Origin of the sequence: Psychrobacillus sp. FSL K6-1464 (assembly GCF_038003145.1) — a bacterium.
Classification (GTDB): Bacteria; Bacillota; Bacilli; order Bacillales_A; family Planococcaceae; genus Psychrobacillus; species Psychrobacillus psychrotolerans.
Genome location: NZ_JBBOOP010000001.1, coordinates 1245680 through 1261254 on the forward strand (window position 1 = coordinate 1245680; position 15575 = coordinate 1261254).

The following is a 15575-nucleotide window of genomic DNA, read 5'->3' on the forward strand; positions in this document are numbered from 1 at the left end:
ATAAGTTTGATTGGAGGATGTAAGATGAATATCCATGAATATCAAGGAAAACAACTCCTTAGACAATATGGTGTAGCGGTTTCTAACGGGATTGTAGCTTTCTCACCTGAAGAGGCAGTTAAAGCGGCAAAAGAATTAGGAACAAGCGTTATCGTTGTTAAAGCTCAAATTCACGCAGGTGGTCGTGGTAAAGCTGGTGGAGTTAAAATCGCTAAAAATTTAGATGAGGTACGTGAATACGCGAAGGAATTATTAGGTAAAGTACTTGTTACTCACCAAACTGGTCCTGAAGGTAAAGAAATTAAACGCTTACTTATCGAAGAAGGAAGCGACATCAAGAAAGAATATTATGTGGGTCTAGTTTTAGACCGTTCAACTTCACGTGTAACATTAATGGGCTCTGAAGAGGGCGGTATGGACATTGAAGAAGTGGCTGCAAATTCTCCTGAAAAACTTTTCTATGAAGAAATTGATCCAGTTGTAGGATTAACAGGCTTCCAAGCACGCCGTATGGCATTTAATATGAACATTCCTGCTAAACTTGTGAACAAAGCAGCTAAATTTATGCTTGGTTTATATCAAGTTTATAAAGAAAAAGATGCTTCAATCGTTGAGATTAACCCATTAGTAGTAACTGCTGATGGCGATGTTTTAGCGCTAGATGCTAAATTCAACTTCGATGGAAATGCTCTATATCGTCATCAAGACATTTTAGAGATGCGCGACTACGATGAAGAGGATCCAAAAGAAATTGAAGCTTCAAAATATGACCTAAGCTATATCTCTTTAGATGGAAATATCGGTTGTATGGTTAATGGTGCTGGACTAGCTATGGCAACTATGGATACGATTAGCTATTACGGCGGATCACCCGCAAACTTCCTTGACGTTGGGGGCGGCGCGACTGCTGAAAAAGTTACAGAAGCATTCAAAATCATCCTTTCTGATAAAAATGTAAAAGGTATTTTTGTTAATATCTTCGGTGGAATTATGAAGTGTGATATTATCGCTGAAGGTGTTATTATTGCAGCGAAAGAATTAGGATTAGTAGTTCCACTTGTCGTTCGTTTAGAAGGAACTAACGTAGAATTAGGTAAAAAACTATTGAATGAATCGGGCTTAAATATCGTTGCTGCAGATTCAATGGCAGACGGCGCTCAAAAAATCGTTAATCTTGTAGGATAAGAAAGGCAGGGACAAAAAGTGAGCATATATATTAATAAAGATACTAAAGTAATTGTACAAGGAATTACGGGCTCAACTGCTCTTTTCCATACAAAGCAAATGTTAGAATATGGAACTAAAATCGTTGCTGGGGTTACACCTGGTAAAGGTGGAACAGAAGTAGAAGGAGTACCAGTTTTCAATACAGTTGAAGATGCTGTTAAAGCTACTGGCGCTAATGTTTCAGTAATTTATGTTCCAGCACCATTTGCTGCAGATGCGATTTTAGAGGCTGTTGATGCTGATTTAGATATGACTATTTGTATTACTGAACATATCCCAGTGCTAGACATGGTTAACGTTAGACGTTACATGGAAGGTAAGAAAACTCGTCTAGTTGGACCAAACTGTCCAGGTGTTATTACTGCAGATGAATGTAAAATTGGTATTATGCCAGGATACATCAACACTAAAGGTCATGTAGGAGTAGTATCTCGTTCAGGAACACTGACTTATGAGGCTGTTCTACAGTTAACTGATGCAGGTATTGGCCAATCTACATCTGTAGGTATTGGTGGAGATCCGGTCAACGGAACAAACTTCATCGATGTTCTAAAAGAATTCAACGATGACCCTGACACATATGCAGCAGTAATGATTGGGGAAATTGGTGGAACTGCAGAGGAAGAAGCAGCTGCATGGATCAAAGAAAATATGACAAAACCTGTCATTGGATTCATCGGTGGACAAACTGCACCTGAAGGCAAACGTATGGGTCATGCTGGAGCTATTATTTCTGGTGGACAAGGTACTGCAGAAGGAAAAATCAAAGCAATGGAAGCAGCTGGTATGAAAGTTGCGGCAACACCATCTGTTATTGGTGAAACTTTAATCGAAGCGATTAAAGAAGCGGGTATCTACGATTCTTGTAAAACACATTAATAAAGAGGTACGGCGCATCGGATGGTGCTGCCGTATTTTTTAAAATGAATATAACTGATTATTCTGTCATCTAAAGGCTGACTCCAGTGAGGATTCCCTTGAGCAACTTCAGAGTTCCCGAAATAGTATCAAACTTATATATTTCAGGGCTTTTAGCGTATGTAGAATGCCTGAAAAGTGTCGTATTATCCGGTACAACACAAAGTTTTAAACCAGGAATAACTTATAAATCAGGCGCTCCCGCTTGTCAAAAAAAAGGAGGAAACCAATGGGTAAGAGTCCGTTTATTAACCGCTTTTTAGCTTTACATTATGTGTTTCCAGTACCATTAAATAAGCTATTTCCTCTATTAGAATATGATCCAGAACTAGAGAAATTTGAAAAAATTCCCCCGCAAAAATTGGCGAAATTATGTAAAATATCCCTCGAACGTGCTATTAAACTCCAAAAAATATTCCTAGAATTTGTCGAAATTCCAATGCTGCAAATGTATAAAAAACACTCGATTATCCCCATTCTATTTTCTGATCCCAACTATCCTAAAAGTCTATTAGATTTGTATGACCCTCCTGCAGTAATATATTTAAAAGGTAAGACAGAACTACTTACGAACTCTAAGAAACTAGCAATTATTGGTTCGAGAAAAGCAACAGATTATTCGGCCGAAAGTATTAAGGCAATACTTCCTCCTTTAATACAAGAAAAGTATGTGATTATTAGTGGTCTTGCAAAGGGGGCAGACACATTAGCCCATCAAATAACTATGAGCTTAGGTGGAAAAACGATTGCAGTACTAGGAACAGGTTTCTTTCACGTTTATCCTAAACAAAATCTTAAGTTAGCTACCGATATGGAGAAAAGTCAGTTGTTATTAACAGAGTATCCTCCGTATATAACTCCACAAAAGTGGAATTTCCCTATGAGAAATCGAATAATAAGTGGACTCTCCCAAGGTGTAGTTATCACAGAAGCAACAGAAAAGAGTGGTACAGTTTCTACTATGGAACATGCTTTAGAAAATGGTAAGGAGATTTTTGCTATCCCGGGATCTATCCTTTCTCCGCTATCTATAGGACCGCATTTGCTTATATTGGAAGGTGCGAAACCTGTGTGGAATGGACATCAAATACTGGAAGAGTTAAATAAATAAAAAAACAAAAAAATGAAAAGTCTTGCTTTTATAAGAAAACTGTTATACATTTTGCAACAGGTATTTGTTTTGTAGATTAAAGCGAGTTACCTTCTATAAGGAGGGAAATTTATGTCGGATTATTTAGTAATTGTAGAATCACCAGCAAAGGCAAAAACAATAGAAAAATATCTTGGGAAAAAATATAAAGTCAAAGCATCGATTGGTCACGTTCGTGATCTCCCTAGAAGTCAAATGGGTGTAAATACAGAAAATAATTACGAACCAAAGTATATTACAATTAGGGGTAAAGGCCCAGTACTACAAGAATTAAAAACAGCAGCCAAAAAAGCGAAGAAAATTTATCTCGCGGCTGACCCCGACAGAGAAGGGGAAGCAATTGCATGGCACTTAGCTAACTCATTAAACGTTGATATTGAATCAGATTGTCGAGTAGTATTCAATGAAATTACAAAAGAAGCAATCCTCGAATCGTTTAAACATCCTAGACCAATAAATATGGATTTAGTAGATTCTCAGCAAGCAAGAAGAATTTTGGATCGACTTGTAGGTTACAATATAAGTCCTATCCTATGGAAAAAAGTAAAAAAAGGCCTTTCAGCTGGCCGAGTTCAATCTGTAGCTCTTCGTTTAATCATTGACCGGGAAAATGAAATTAATAGTTTCACGCCGGAAGAGTACTGGACGATTGAAGGACAATTTGACAAGAATAAGAAAGCCTTCGATGCACTTTATTATGGAAGTGAGAAAGAAAAGAGAAAACTTTCAAATGAAGAAGAAGTAAAAGAAGTACTGAAGTCGATGAAGGGCAAAAAGTTTGAAGTTGCCAATGTCGTTAAAAAAGAACGGAAACGTAATCCTGCCCTTTCTTTTACTACTTCATCCCTTCAACAAGAAGCCGCAAGAAAACTAAACTTCCGAGCTAGAAAAACAATGATGTTAGCACAGCAACTGTATGAGGGAATCGACCTAGGGAAAAAACAAGGAACGGTCGGCTTGATTACTTATATGCGTACTGATTCTACAAGAATCTCGGATAGTGCAAAAGCAGAAGCTCAAGAATATATAAAAAACGAATTTGGATCTGAATATATTTCTACAAAAAAAGTAGAAAAGCAATCGAAAAAAGCACAAGATGCCCACGAAGCTGTTCGACCAACAAGTGTACTTAGAACACCAAGTGAACTAAAAGCGATTCTATCGCGTGACCAACTAAAATTATACAAACTAATATGGGAACGTTTTATAGCAAGCCAAATGGAATCTGCTATACTAGATACAGTGGCTGTTGACCTTAAAAATGGGGAAGTTTACTTTAGAGCAAATGGCTCCCAAGTTAAATTCCCAGGATTTATGAAAGTGTATGTGGAAGGTTCAGATGATCAAACCGACGATAAAGACAAGCTATTACCAGTTTTAGAAATCGGAGATAAAGTTAATGCATTGGCTATTGATCCGAAACAACATTTTACTCAACCTCCTCCAAGATACTCAGAGGCAAGACTTGTAAAAACATTAGAAGAATTAGGGATAGGTAGACCGTCTACTTATGCTCCAACATTAGATACGATTCAAAAACGTGGTTACGTTGCATTAGAGACGAAGCGTTTTGTTCCTACTGAACTTGGAACAATCGTCCATCAGCTAGTATTTGAATTCTTCCCGGAAATTTTGGATATTGAGTTCACTGCCCAGATGGAAAGAGATTTAGATAGTGTAGAAGAGGGACAAGTAAAATGGGTCGAAGTTATTGATGGCTTCTATCAAGATTTTGAGAAGCGTGTCGTGTATGCTGACGCTGAGATGGAGAAAATTGTTATTAAAGATGAACCAACAGGAGAAGATTGTGAAAACTGTGGTTCACCAATGGTATATAAATTAGGGCGTTATGGTAAATTTATGGCTTGCAGTAACTTCCCAGAATGTCGTAATACAAAAGCAATCATCAAAGAGATAGGGGTCCCATGTAAAGCATGTGGGGAAGGCCAGATTGTGGAAAGAAAAAGTAAAACAAAACGTTTGTTTTATGGCTGTAACCAATATCCAACTTGTGAATTTGTTTCTTGGGACAAGCCGATAAGTCGACCATGTCCGAAATGTAACGAAATGTTAGTTGAAAAGAAATTGAAAAAAGGTATACAAATACAATGTGTTGCGTGTGATTATAAAGAAGATCCGCAAAGTTAGAAAGAAGGATACGACATGACTGAAATAGTAAACGTTATTGGTGCAGGATTAGCAGGAAGTGAGGCAGCGTGGCAAATTGCAAAAAGAGGTATAAAAGTACGTCTTTACGAAATGCGCCCTGTTAAACAAACTCCTGCGCATCATACGGACAAATTTGCTGAATTGGTATGCTCCAATTCGCTTAGAGCTAACAACTTAACTAATGCTGTAGGCGTTATTAAAGAAGAAATGCGTATGTTGGACTCTATTGTTATACAATCTGCAGATAACAGTAGTGTACCTGCAGGAGGTGCTCTTGCTGTAGACAGACATGATTTCTCGGGTAGAGTTACAGATGCTATACGCAATCATCCGCTAATCGAAATTGTCAATGAGGAAGTAACAGAAATTCCAGAAGGTATAACGGTAATAGCAACCGGTCCATTAACTTCTCCAGCTCTTGCTGAAAAAGTGAAAGACATGACTGGCCAAGACTACTTGTATTTCTATGATGCAGCTGCTCCTATCGTTGAAAAGGATAGTATAGATATGGATAAAGTGTATCTAAAATCGAGATATGATAAAGGCGAAGCTGCATATCTCAATTGTCCAATGACGGAGGACGAATTTAATCGTTTTTATGATGCACTAATAGCTGCGGAAGTTGTGCCTTTAAAGGAGTTTGAAAAAGAAATTTTCTTTGAAGGCTGTATGCCAGTAGAAGTGATGGCAGCACGTGGGAGAAAGACATTATTATTTGGTCCGATGAAGCCTGTAGGTTTAGAAGATCCTAAAACTGGTCAACGTCCTTATGCAGTAGTTCAGCTTCGTCAAGATGACGGTGCAGGAACACTTTACAATATTGTTGGTTTCCAAACACACTTGAAATGGGGACCACAAAAAGAAGTACTGAAGTTAATACCTGGTCTTGAAAACGTAGAGATAGTCCGTTATGGAGTTATGCATCGTAATACGTTCATTAATTCGCCATATGTTCTAGAACCAACTTATCAGTTAAAAGCAAATAACCAAATTTTCTTTGCTGGTCAAATGACGGGTGTAGAAGGTTATGTGGAGTCAGCTGGTAGCGGGTTACTGGCCGGGATAAATGCAGCTAAGCTTGCAAAAGGGGAAGAATTGGTCGTATTTCCACCTGAAACAGCGCTTGGAAGTATGGCGAGATATATTACTGAAGCGAACCCGAGAAACTTCCAACCTATGAATATCAACTTTGGTTTATTCCCTGAATTACAGCCGAAAGTTAGAGATAAAAAGGTGAAAGTAGAACAATTGGCAAATCGAGCGTTGACGACAATTCGAAATTTTATGAAAAAGACTGCGTTATAATTGCTAAAAGCCTCTTAAAAGTTGTATACTTTTAGAGGCTTTTACAATGGTTTATACTGGAGTTGATAATCATTATTGGATTTGAAGAACTTCATGCATTTATACAATACATACAATTAGAAAAAAATTATTCCGTTCATACAGTTCAGGAGTATGAAAAAGATATAAAGCAGTTTTTATCTTTTTTAAACAATGAAGGTGTTACGGATCTAAATGAAGTTGAGTATATTCACGCAAGATTGTATGTAACAAAGTTATATGATGAAAAGTTAGCGAGAACCTCTATATCGAGAAAGATATCCTCCATTCGCTCTTATTATAAATTCCTACACAAAGAATATAATGTTCGAGATGATGCGTTTCAATCTTTGTTTCATCCTAAAAGAGAAAAAAAACTTCCTCATTTCTTTTATGAAGAAGAAATGGTGCAATTGTTTGAGGAAAATAAGGGAACAGATTCTCTATCTGTACGAAATATTGCTATATTAGAACTATTATACGCGACGGGGATACGAGTGAGTGAACTTACATCGATTGAACTGCGTCATATAGATAGTAGCTATGGAGTCGTGCGAGTGATGGGTAAAGGAAGAAAAGAACGATATGTCCCGGTCGGTGATTTTGCTTTAGCAGCGATAGATGATTATTTACAAAATAGTCGACCAAAACTGATGAAGAAAACCTCCCATACATTTTTATTCGTCAATAGTCGAGGAGTGCATTTAACGACAGATGGCGTAAGATATATTTTGAACCAAATGTTGAAAAAAGCCTCGATGAACTCAACTATTTATCCACATATGCTAAGACATACATTCGCTACACATTTATTAAATAATGGTGCTGATCTTAGGAGTGTGCAAGAGCTATTAGGACATTCCAGCTTATCTTCCACACAGATATATACACATGTAACAAAAGAGCATTTACGTAAAACTTATATGAATGCGCATCCGCGTGCGTAAATATTGGAGGTAATTTTAAATGGGTAATATTCATGCAACCACGATATTTGCAGTTAGTCACAATGGTAGCCAAGCTATGGCCGGAGATGGTCAAGTGACATTAGGTAACCAAGTAGTGATGAAACACACTGCGAAAAAAGTAAGAAGGCTTTTTAACGGTCAAGTTGTAGCAGGTTTTGCTGGCTCCGTAGCAGATGCTTTTACACTTTTTGAAATGTTTGAAGGCAAGCTGTTAGAATATAACGGCAATCTACAAAGAGCAGCAGTCGAACTTGCTAAACAATGGCGAGGAGATAAAATGCTTCGTCAATTAGAGGCAATGCTTCTAGTGATGGATAAAAATAGTTTGTTACTTGTTTCTGGAACTGGAGAGGTAATCGAACCAGATGATGGTATTTTAGCTATCGGTTCTGGTGGGAACTATGCATTAGCTGCTGGGAGAGCATTAAAACAGTTTGCAGGAGAAAATATGACAGCAGAAGAAATTGCTAAAGCGGCTCTAACTACTGCTGCAGACATATGTGTTTTTACAAACCATCAAATTATTGTGGAGGTATTAGGTGAATGAAAGAAGCTAACTTAACCCCAAAACAAATTACAGAGCATTTAAATAAATACATTGTTGGACAGGAAGCTGCTAAGAAAGCAGTAGCCGTTGCACTACGAAATCGTTATCGTCGACAATTATTAGACGATGAGATGAAAAATGAAGTGATTCCGAAGAATATTCTAATGATTGGACCTACCGGAGTCGGTAAAACAGAAATCGCTAGAAGAATTGCTAAGTTAACGAAGGCTCCATTTATCAAAGTAGAAGCGACCAAATTTACTGAAGTAGGCTACGTCGGTAGAGATGTGGAGTCTATGGTAAGAGATTTAGTGGAAGCAGCTATTCGAATTGTTCGAGAAGAAAAGATGGACGAAGTGAAAGACCAAGCTATTCGATTGGCGAACGACGCGATTGTTAAGTTACTTGTACCTTCTTTGAAGAAAAAGAACGCAAATTCCAATCCATTTGAAGCGTTATTTGGAGGGAAGGAAGAAGATACTACTGATGTAGAAGATACAGATGTACGTTTAAAACGTTCGCAAATTGCCGAAGATTTAAGAGATGGCAAATTGGAGGATGAGTTTATTACTGTGGAGGTTGTTGAACAAACTCCGTCTTTATTTGATGCTCTACAACCAGGTGGTATGGAGAGTATGGGCATGAATATGCAGGATGCCTTATCTAATCTTATGCCGAAGAAAAAGAAAAAGCGTAAAATGAAAGTAAAAGATGCCCGAAAAGTATTAATGCAAGAAGAAGCGAACAAACTAATAGACAAAGATGAACTTGCTCAAATAGCCATAGAAAAGACAGAACAAACAGGGATCATTTTTATTGATGAAATGGACAAAATAGCAAGTAAAAATAGTGGAGGATCTTCTGCGGATGTTTCGCGTGAAGGTGTTCAACGGGATATTCTACCAATAGTAGAAGGATCTACAGTTACCACAAAATATGGTGCAGTTAAAACGGACTATATTTTGTTTATAGCAGCAGGAGCTTTCCATATGGCTAAGCCGTCTGACTTAATCCCTGAATTACAAGGTCGTTTCCCAATTCGTGTAGAATTAGAAAAATTGACAAAAGATGATTTTGTCCGTATTTTAAAAGAACCGCGCCAATCACTAATTAAACAATATGAAGCTCTGTTGGAAACCGAAGGAGTAACTATTACGTTTTCAGAAGAAGCTATTGAAAGAATTGGTGAGATTGCGTATGAAGTCAATCAGGAGACCGATAATATAGGAGCGAGACGTCTTCACACTATTTTAGAGAAGATTTTAGAAGAGCTTTCTTTTGAAGCATCTGACATTTCTCCTGCTCATATACAGATCACTCCTGCATATATTGACGGCAAACTTGACAATATTGTGAAAAACAGAGATTTATCTCAATTTATATTGTAAAATCAAATCGTATTAGTATCTAAAACAATTAAAAACCTTTAGAATATTAAAATAAATAGGAAAATTAAATGGAGGATTCAATTCATGAATTTATTAACGAAAACAAGAAAGATTAACTCAATGTTACAAGCTTCTGCTGGTAAGCCAGTAAACTTTAAGGAAATGGCTGCTACTTTAAGCGAAGTAATTGAAAGTAATGCTTTCATCGTATCTAGAAAAGGAAAATTATTAGGTTTTGAAGTTTATCAACAAATTGAAAACGAACGTATTATTAAAATGATGGAAGAGCGTCAATTCCCTGAGAAATATACAAAAAACCTTTTTCATGTGGATGAAACATCATCAAATTTAGATGTATACAGTGAGCACTCGGTATTCCCTGAAGAAAATCGTGAACTATTTAAAGATGGTCTAACGACAATTGTTCCAATCATCGGTGGTGGAGAGCGTTTGGGTACATTAATCTTAGGTCGTCTGAAACAAGAATTTGAAGACGATGATTTGATCCTAGGTGAATACGGTGCAACAGTAGTTGGAATGGAAATCTTACGCGAAAAATCAGAAGAAATTGAAGAAGAAGCTCGTAGTAAAGCAATTGTACAAATGGCTATCAACTCACTATCTTACAGTGAACTAGAAGCAATTGAACATATATTTGAAGAGTTAGATGGCAGTGAAGGTCTATTAGTAGCATCTAAAATAGCTGATCGTGTTGGAATAACAAGATCTGTTATCGTAAATGCACTTCGTAAACTAGAAAGTGCTGGAGTTATTGAATCAAGATCACTTGGGATGAAAGGAACATATATCAAAGTATTAAATGATAAGTTTCTTGCAGAGTTAGCTCAGCTTAAAATGAAATAATTTTTAAAACACCTTTCCTCGTCATGAGGAAAGGTGTTTTTTTTATGGGAAGATTATCGCGAATACGAATAGTTGTTTTTTACTATTTTGATGATAGAAACCTATACCATGACCAGGATTGACACATAATGTCGATGTTTATCAAATAAAAAGGAAAATAGTCCTATTAAATTGATGAGAAATGAATAGACACAATGTTACATAATCATTACAATTAGATTATTGTGATATTCAAAGATAGTTATTAAAAATCATGTCGAATTATTTAAATAACGAGGTGAAAAAAATGAGTATATTTAGTGGTACTATTTCAAGTTTAGAAAAAGGCTTAGACTTTTCTGCGACGAAACAAAAGACAATTGCGCAAAATATAGCAAATGTCGACACACCAAACTATAAGTCGAAAAGCGTTAGTTTTAATGAGTTTTTATCTAGTGCTAAGCAATCCACTATCTCTGCAAATAGAACGCAAGCAAAGCATATTGATTTTGAAACTAAGTCAAGTACAGCAGGTGTGTTCAATTATTCAAATTACAGCTACAACCATAATGGTAATGGTGTAGACATGGATAAAGAACAAGCAAATCTAGCAACCAATCAAATCTACTATAATGCATTAATAGATCGAATGAGTGGTAAGTTAAATACGCTACAAACTGTTGTTAGGGGAGGAAGCTAATTATGTCTATATTCCACGGGATGAATACAACAGCATCAGCGTTAACTGCACAGAGGCTTAGAATGGATGTAATTTCCTCTAATATGGCAAATGTAGATACTACTCGAGCTAAACTTGTCGATGGTGAATGGCAAGCTTATAGAAGGAAGTCTGTAACATTGAAGCCGATTGATGGAAATTTTTCGAATTTTTTAAATGTAGCGATGGGTTCATCGGACAATAGAAGTGTTGGAAATGGAGTAAAAGTTACTAATGTAAAAGAAGATACAGAAACTCCTTTTAAATTAGTATACGATCCAACACATATTGATGCTGATGAAAATGGATACGTGGAAATGCCAAATGTTGATCCCTTAAAAGAAATGGTGGATTTAATATCGGCTACACGATCTTATGAAGCAAATGTAACAGTATTCAACGCAAACAAAGCAATGTTGTCTAAAGCTTTAGAAATAGGTAAATAAGAAAGAAGGTATAGTCTAAATGGCAATAGAATCCGTTTCATTATTTAATCCTTCACAAATAAATCCAGTTTCACCAACTTCGAAACTAAGTCCTTCGGAAGCACAAGGTGCCTTCGGCGACTTTTTAAAAACAGCCATTCAATCTGTAAATGAAAATCAAAAAGCTTCCGACATAGCTACTGAAAAGCTTATAAACGGTGGCGATATCGAATTACACGATGTAATGATTGCCTCTCAAAAAGCAAGTATTACATTAAATACTACCTTAGAAATTAGAAACAAAGTTGTAGAGGCATATCAAGAAATTATGCGTATGCAAGTTTAACCTCTTTCGGTTAACGCGATAAATTTGGCAAAAATATTCACCATAACCGGAGGATAATAATGAATGAACGTATAAAGAAAATGACAAGCGACGTAACAACTTTTTGGAAAAGTCGCACTAAAATGCAAAAAGGGACAATGATTGGCAGTTTGTTAGCGGTTATTATCCTGGCGATAGTTATTACTACAATGATGAATAAAGTTAACTTCGTTCCGCTGTATACAGATGTATCTCCATCTGAAATAGGACGTATTAAAGAAACATTAGATGCACAAGGAGTTCCCAATGAAATTGCTCCAGGAGGGACATCTATCCTAGTACCAGCAGAGCAAGTGGATTCGTTATTAGTACAACTAGCTGCGGAGGGTTATCCACAATCAGGTATGATTGACTATAATTTCTTCTCTCAAAATGCTGGATTTGGTATGACTGATAATGAGTTTAATGTACTAAAGCTAGCTTCTATGCAAACAGAACTCGGTAAGTTGATAAAAGGTGTCGAGGGAGTAAAGGAAGCGCAAGTAATGATTACATTGCCGGAAGAAGGTGTATTTCTTTCACAAAGCAATGAAACTGCTAGTGCGGCAATAATTTTGAATACAGAAGCTGGGTATAAATTTACAGATTCACAGATTTTGTCCTTATACAACTTAGTATCCAAGTCCATTCCTAATTTAGCTGCAGAAGATATTAGTATTAGAAATCAGTACTTAGAGTACTTTGACTTAGAGCAAGCAAATGCAAATACAGCCGGTGCAAATGTAACCGATCAAATGTCAATCAAGAAAACAATTGAGCGTGATTTACAACGTCAAGTTCAAACGATGTTAGGTACTTTGATTGGACAAGATAAAGTAGTTGTCTCTATTACTACAGATATTGATTTTAAACAGGAAAATCGAGAAGAGAATCTAGTAGAACCTGTTGATGAAGAAAATATGGCTGGAATTGAAATTAGTGCACAGCGTATTTCTGAAACCTTTACCGGTGAAAATCCTGTAGCAGGAGGTACTCCGGCAACAGAAGATGCAACTGACAATTTCACGAACTATGTAGAAGGCTCCACATCAAATGGAGATTATGAACGACTAGAAGATACGATTAATAGTGATGTAAATCGAATTAAAAAAGAGATAGTTGAAAGTCCTTATAAAATTAGAGACATAGGCATTCAGGTTATGGTGGAACCACCTAATCCAGAAGATGTAACAACTATGCCTGACGGTGTAGAACAGGATATAGAACAAATTCTTGCAACAATCATCCGCACTTCTATAGATGAAGAAGCAGGAGGAGAATTGACAGAGGAATTACTACAAGAAAAAATTGTCGTATCAGTACAACCATTTAATGGGAAAGCTACTGCGGTAGCAAATACACAATCAGCTATTCCTTGGTGGGTTTATGTAATAGGTGGAATTCTACTTGTTGCAATAATTCTATTAGTAGTATCTTTACTTCGCTCTAGAAAAACCGATGAGGAAGAAATGATTATTCTAGAAGAACAACGTGAGGAATTTAATGTCGATGATATTAACACAGAAAAAGAAACAGAATCGACTCTTAGACGAAAACAATTAGAGAAAATGGCGAAAGATAAGCCAGAAGAATTTGCGAAGTTATTACGTACTTGGATAGCGGAGGATTGACTTTATACCAAAAATAAAGTTAAAGCCTCCGGCGAATGTCATAGATTCTGAAACAATATTATCCGGCTTGCCGGATTCAAAATCTTGATGTAAGTACGCCGAGGCGTAATTGATTGGGGGAACGGCTGTGAACAAGAAAGAAAAAGATTTAAGTGGTAAACAAAAAGCCGCGCTCTTATTAATTTCTCTCGGACCTGAAGTGTCTGCTTCTATTTATAAACATTTAAATGAAGAAGAAATTGAGCGTTTAACTCTTGAAATTTCAGGTGTAAAAAAAGTAGAGCCTAACATTAAAGAAGATATAATAGAAGAATTCCACACGATAGCATTAGCACAAGACTATATCTCACAGGGGGGTATTGGATACGCAAAAACAGTTTTAGAAAAAGCATTAGGCACTGAACATGCTCAGGCAATTATCAATCGACTCACATCTTCTCTACAAGTGAGACCATTCGATTTTGCCAGACGTGCAGAGCCTGCCCAACTGTTTAACTTTATCCAAAATGAACACCCACAAACAATAGCTTTGATTCTTTCCTATTTAGAGGCGCAGCAAGCAGGAATTATTCTTTCCTCTTTACCACAGGAAATGCAAGCAGATATAGCTAAACGAATAGCAACGATGGATTCCACTTCTCCTGAAGTTATTAGTGAAATAGAATCAGTACTTGAACGCAAGCTTTCTTCAACAGTGACACAGGATTATACGGAAACAGGCGGTATAGATGCTGTCGTAGAAGTATTAAATGGTGTGGATAGAACTACGGAGAAAACGATTTTAGATGCTTTAGAAATACAAGATCCAGAACTTGCAGAAGAGATTAAGAAAAGAATGTTCGTATTCGAAGATATTGTTACATTGGATAATCGCTCGATTCAACGAGTTATTCGTGATTGTGAAAACGAAGATTTATTACTTTCTATGAAGGTTTCTAGTGAAGAAGTTAAAGACGTAATTTTCCGCAATATGTCTGTACGGATGGCCGACACATTTAAAGAAGAAATGGAAATTATGGGTCCAGTTCGATTACGTGACGTAGAGGAAGCACAATCTAGAATAGTAACAGTGATTAGAAGACTTGAAGATGCAGGTGAAATAATAATTGCTCGTGGTGGAGGAGATGACATCATTGTCTAAAATTTTCCGAAATGTATATTTGAATGAAACAAAGGAAAATTCCAAACCAATTCAAATAAGGAATTTATATGTTCAAGAAATGATGAACACAGACGAGCCGTTAACGATAGATGTTCTTACACAAGAGAGAAGTAAAATGTTGGAACAGGTAAACCAAGAGATAGCAGAAAAACGAGCTTTATTAACCAAAGATATTGAAGAGACGAAACAGTACGTTGAAGATCAGCTGAATGCGTGGGAAGAAGAAAAGATTGTTTATCAGCAACAGGCATATGACGAAGCCTTTATACAAGGCTTAGAAGAGGGACGTTTAAAAGCTCAAGCCGATATGCAAAACTCGCTAAAACTTGCTAATGAAACGATGAAAATTGCTCATGAGAATGCTGCAAATTATTTACAACAACAAGAACAGGTCATTTTAGAACTAGCTCTACGAACAGCAGAGAGAATTATTGCCACGAAGCTAGAGGATAATGAAGAACTATTTTTATCTATTGTAAAAAGAGGGTTAAAAGAAGCGAGAGAAATGAAAGTGATTAAACTATATGTATCTCCCACTTACTTTGAACTTGTATCTAATAATAGAGAAGAGCTTTCCTCCATTTTTCCTGTAGATGTTCCATTTATGGTTTTTGTTGATGAAGATATGAATGAAACTGATTGTTATATAGAAACAAATCACGGAAGAATTGTAGTAAGTATTGATGAGCAATTGCAAGAATTACGACGTAAGCTTGTGGATATTCTAGACAATATGGAGTGA

The 15575-nt window shown here is 36.6% G+C and carries 15 protein-coding genes; all 15 read left to right on the plus strand.

The features are described from left to right. The first annotated feature begins 24 nt into the window (after positions 1-24). Entirely contained in the window at positions 25-1185 is a 1161-nt protein-coding gene (gene sucC / locus MKX39_RS05930; RefSeq protein ID WP_093535180.1) for an ADP-forming succinate--CoA ligase subunit beta, read from the plus strand. Between the two features lie 18 nt (positions 1186-1203). Next, a complete protein-coding gene (gene sucD, locus MKX39_RS05935; protein ID WP_340768728.1) occupies positions 1204-2106 on the plus strand; it encodes a succinate--CoA ligase subunit alpha in 903 nt (300 codons plus the stop codon). A 268-nt stretch (positions 2107-2374) separates the two neighbouring features. Next, positions 2375-3256, plus strand: a complete 882-nt coding sequence (gene dprA / locus MKX39_RS05940; protein ID WP_093535176.1) for a DNA-processing protein DprA — start codon at positions 2375-2377, stop codon at positions 3254-3256. Between the two features lie 111 nt (positions 3257-3367). Further along, positions 3368-5443 (plus strand): type I DNA topoisomerase, encoded by a 2076-nt coding sequence (topA, locus tag MKX39_RS05945; protein WP_340761914.1) that lies wholly within the window; start codon positions 3368-3370, stop codon positions 5441-5443. A 15-nt stretch (positions 5444-5458) separates the two neighbouring features. Continuing rightward, positions 5459-6769 (plus strand): FADH(2)-oxidizing methylenetetrahydrofolate--tRNA-(uracil(54)-C(5))-methyltransferase TrmFO, encoded by a 1311-nt coding sequence (gene trmFO / locus MKX39_RS05950; protein WP_340768729.1) that lies wholly within the window; start codon positions 5459-5461, stop codon positions 6767-6769. Positions 6770-6834: 65 nt separating this feature from the next. After that, positions 6835-7734, plus strand: a complete 900-nt coding sequence (gene xerC, locus MKX39_RS05955; protein WP_340771353.1) for a tyrosine recombinase XerC — start codon at positions 6835-6837, stop codon at positions 7732-7734. 19 nt (positions 7735-7753) lie between these two features. Then, positions 7754-8302: an ATP-dependent protease subunit HslV gene (gene hslV, locus MKX39_RS05960; protein WP_093535170.1), complete on the plus strand. Its 549-nt coding sequence runs from the start codon at positions 7754-7756 to the stop codon at positions 8300-8302. Next, positions 8299-9690, plus strand: coding sequence for an HslU--HslV peptidase ATPase subunit (gene hslU / locus MKX39_RS05965; protein WP_340768730.1), 1392 nt, complete (start codon positions 8299-8301; stop codon positions 9688-9690). The genes hslV and hslU overlap by 4 nt, the downstream gene beginning before the upstream one ends. An 84-nt stretch (positions 9691-9774) precedes the next feature. Then, positions 9775-10554 carry a GTP-sensing pleiotropic transcriptional regulator CodY gene (codY, locus tag MKX39_RS05970; RefSeq protein WP_093535166.1) on the plus strand — a complete coding sequence of 260 codons (780 nt, stop codon included), beginning with the start codon at positions 9775-9777 and terminating at the stop codon, positions 10552-10554. Positions 10555-10840: 286 nt separating this feature from the next. Beyond that, a complete protein-coding gene (flgB, locus tag MKX39_RS05975; RefSeq protein ID WP_340768731.1) occupies positions 10841-11233 on the plus strand; it encodes a flagellar basal body rod protein FlgB in 393 nt (130 codons plus the stop codon). 2 nt (positions 11234-11235) lie between these two features. Continuing rightward, positions 11236-11697, plus strand: coding sequence for a flagellar basal body rod protein FlgC (flgC, locus tag MKX39_RS05980; protein ID WP_340768732.1), 462 nt, complete (start codon positions 11236-11238; stop codon positions 11695-11697). Positions 11698-11716: 19 nt separating this feature from the next. Next, the gene (gene fliE, locus MKX39_RS05985) at positions 11717-12022 is read left to right on the plus strand and encodes a flagellar hook-basal body complex protein FliE (RefSeq protein WP_340768733.1); all 306 of its coding nucleotides are present in this window, start codon (positions 11717-11719) and stop codon (positions 12020-12022) included. A 59-nt stretch (positions 12023-12081) separates the two neighbouring features. After that, positions 12082-13671 carry a flagellar basal-body MS-ring/collar protein FliF gene (gene fliF / locus MKX39_RS05990; protein WP_340768734.1) on the plus strand — a complete coding sequence of 530 codons (1590 nt, stop codon included), beginning with the start codon at positions 12082-12084 and terminating at the stop codon, positions 13669-13671. Between the two features lie 127 nt (positions 13672-13798). Then, positions 13799-14812, plus strand: a complete 1014-nt coding sequence (gene fliG, locus MKX39_RS05995) for a flagellar motor switch protein FliG (protein WP_093535156.1) — start codon at positions 13799-13801, stop codon at positions 14810-14812. After that, positions 14796-15575 (plus strand): flagellar assembly protein FliH, encoded by a 780-nt coding sequence (gene fliH / locus MKX39_RS06000; protein WP_340768735.1) that lies wholly within the window; start codon positions 14796-14798, stop codon positions 15573-15575. The genes fliG and fliH overlap by 17 nt, the downstream gene beginning before the upstream one ends.